Here is a 2,800-nt window from a genome sequence, read left to right as displayed (position 1 = left end):
CTGGTCTTGATCTCGCTGCCGTTCTTCCACTTCGCGCATCGGTTGCGCTACCTGCTAGTCGACCTCGGCGTTCCGGCGGCCAAGAGCACGGTGGCGCAGGTGATCTTTTACGGGGGCGCGGTCCTGGTGACTCTGCTCACGATCTACGTGCTCCTGACGACCGCGCCGATCTCGGTGGGGTGACGCGTCGGTGTTCACCGTCGAAGCAGTCCCAGCTCCGGAGCTCGGAAACGCGAGCTTCCTGGTCGCCGACCGCGAGCGCGGGGTGGCCCTGGTCATCGATCCCCTCCGCGACGTCAGCCCTTATCTGAGAATCGCCGATCGACTCGGCGTCAAGGTCACCAACGCTCTAGACACCCACCTGCACAACGACTTCGTGTCCGGCCGGCGCGAGCTCGAGGCCGCGGCGGGGACCGACATCGCCGACCTGGCGCCCGGCCACGACCTGAAAGTGGGGGAGATCACGCTCCAGGCCCTCCACACGCCCGGCCACACGCCTGACCATCTGAGCTACCTCCTCATCGAGCGCGGCCGGCCCCGAGCGCTGTTCTCGGGCGGCGCCGTTATGATCGGCGCCATCGCTCGTACCGACCTGTTCGGCCCGCACCTCGCAGTGCAGCTGGCGCTGGAAGCGCTGCGGACGTTGCAGGTGAGGCTGCGCGGCCTGCCCGACGACATCGCGGTGTTTCCGACTCACGGGAGCGGATCGTTCTGCGGCACCGGAGGACACAGCGGGCACGAGACAACTTTGGGTCACGAGCGCGCCACGAACCCGTTCTTCCAGACCACGGAGGTGATGCAGTTCCTGGCGCGCGCTCTCAACCAGCAGCGGTACCCGGCGTACTACCGCGACATGGCGGCGATCAACCTGGCGGGTGCCAAACTGCTGGGCCTCGATCTCCCAGCACCGACGAAGCTGAGCGCGGCGGCTGTGGCTGCGCTCATCGCCGAGGGCGCCGCGGTGGTGGACGTCCGGGTGGGGCGTGACTACGACAAGGGACACATTCCGGGCAGCTACAGCGTCGGCCTCGACGGCCCTTTCAGTGCGTGGGTCGGCTGGCTGATTCCCCGAGGCCGGACCATCGTGCTGGCCGGTGGGACCGATGCCCAGCACCGCGAGTCCCAGCGCCAGCTCTACCGGATCGGGTTCGATTCAGTCGCCGGCGTGCTCGACGGGGGAATGGACGCTTGGCAGGTGAGCGGACGGGAGCTGTCCACGTTCGAGACCGTCGACGTCGAGGACATGGCGGCCTGGATCCTCAGCGCCGAGCCGATGACCGTCGTCGACACTCGGGACGAGCACGAGTGGTCCGGTGGCCACGTCCCTGGCGCGGTGCACATGTATGTGCCCGACGTGCCGTATCGAGCGGGCGAAATTCCGCCTGAAGCGCCGGTTGCCGTGCATTGCGCGTCCGGGTATCGCGCAGGCATCGCCGCCAGCCTCCTCGAACAGGCGGGTTTGAAGCGGATCATCCACGTCAACGGTCCCTACTCGGACTGGGACCGCCTGCACCTCGCGGAGACGGTGCCCTAACCTCCCTTCAGGGGAAGGTGGCCGATCGCGTCAACACAACCCGACCATTCGGGCACATATCGTCGTATAGCGCGCGATAGCCACAGCCGAAAGGGCGCATATGGTCGTGTCGCCGGCGCGCGCGCCGGCTCCAGTTACCTATGCATCAGTCGTCGCCGCTTCAAGCAACGCCGCGAACTTTCGCTGCGCGGCCTCACGGCGTGTCGGCACATGCTCTCGCGGCCAGATCCCCTTCGGCGCCTCGTAGCCGGACAGGATCTGCCGGGCCACCGACACGCGGTGGACCTCGTCTGGACCGTCGTACATGCGCGCGGCGCGAGCGTGCCGGTACATCTCCTCGAGCGGCAGGTCGGACGAATAGCCGAGCGAGCCGTGGATCTGGACGGCGCGGTCGATCACGTCGTGCAGGACTTTGGCGCCGAAGAACTTGATCAGGGAGATCTCCTTCCGCGCGGCGGCCGCCCCCTGCGTGTCGATAACCCAGGCGGCGTGCAGCGTCATCAGGCGTGCCGCTGACATCTCGGCGGCCGAGTCGGCAATCCAGTTCTGGACCGTTTCGTGGCTGGCCAGCTTCTTGCCGAAAGCTTCGCGCTGCAGCGCCCGCTCGCACATCATGTCGAAGGCGCGGCGCGCCTGGCCGAGCCAGCGCATGCAGTGGTGGATGCGGCCGGGTCCGAGCCGGGCCTGCGCGATCAGGAAGCCCTGGCCCCGTTTGCCGATGAGATTCTCCTGGGGCACCCGCACATCCTCGTACAGGACCTCGGCGTGACCGTAGCCGAAGCGCTCGTCTCCGCCCATGGTCGGAATGTTTCGCACCTTCTTGAGCCCAGGCGTGTCACCCGGGACGATGATCATCGATGCGCGGTCGTGCGGGCCCGCATCGGGGTTGGTCACGACCATCGCGATGAGGAAGTCGGCGATCATGCCGTTCGACGTAAACCACTTATGACCGTTGATCACCCACTCGTCGCCCTTGAGCACGGCGGTGGTGGAGAGGAGGGTCGGGTCTGAGCCCGCGGTGTCGGGCTCGGTCATCGAGAAGGCCGAGCGCATCTTGCCTTCGAGCAGGGGATGGAGCCAGCGCCGTTTCTGCTCGTCAGTCCCGAAGTGAGCGAGCACTTCAGCGTTGCCTGAATCGGGCGCCTGGTTGCCGAAGATGATTGGACCCCACATCGAGGCGCCCTCGATCTCGTGCATCAGCCCGAGCTTGACCTGTCCGTAGCCCTGGCCCCCCAACTCCGGTGGTAGGTGGGTGGCCCAGAGCTC

General features: G+C 67.0%; 3 protein-coding genes. 2 read left to right on the top strand and 1 reads right to left on the bottom strand.

Annotated features, from left to right (window positions below):
- A partial coding sequence (locus VIM26_RS01850) for a hypothetical protein (RefSeq protein ID WP_331948615.1) occupies positions 1–183 on the top strand: 183 nt, incomplete at its 5' end.
- A 7-nt stretch (positions 184–190) separates the two neighbouring features.
- Positions 191–1,534, top strand: a complete 1,344-nt coding sequence (locus tag VIM26_RS01845; protein WP_331948614.1) for an MBL fold metallo-hydrolase — start codon at positions 191–193, stop codon at positions 1,532–1,534.
- A 138-nt stretch (positions 1,535–1,672) separates the two neighbouring features.
- Here the strand turns inward: VIM26_RS01845 and VIM26_RS01840 are convergent.
- Positions 1,673–2,800, bottom strand: a 1,128-nt coding sequence (locus VIM26_RS01840; protein ID WP_331948613.1) for an acyl-CoA dehydrogenase family protein, incomplete at its 5' end; no start/stop codon positions are given.

Source organism: Pengzhenrongella sp. (genome assembly GCF_036565025.1).
Classification (GTDB): domain Bacteria; phylum Actinomycetota; class Actinomycetes; order Actinomycetales; family Cellulomonadaceae; genus Pengzhenrongella.
Note: the sequence above shows the minus strand (reverse complement) of the source record. Positions and strands in the feature narration are given on the sequence as shown.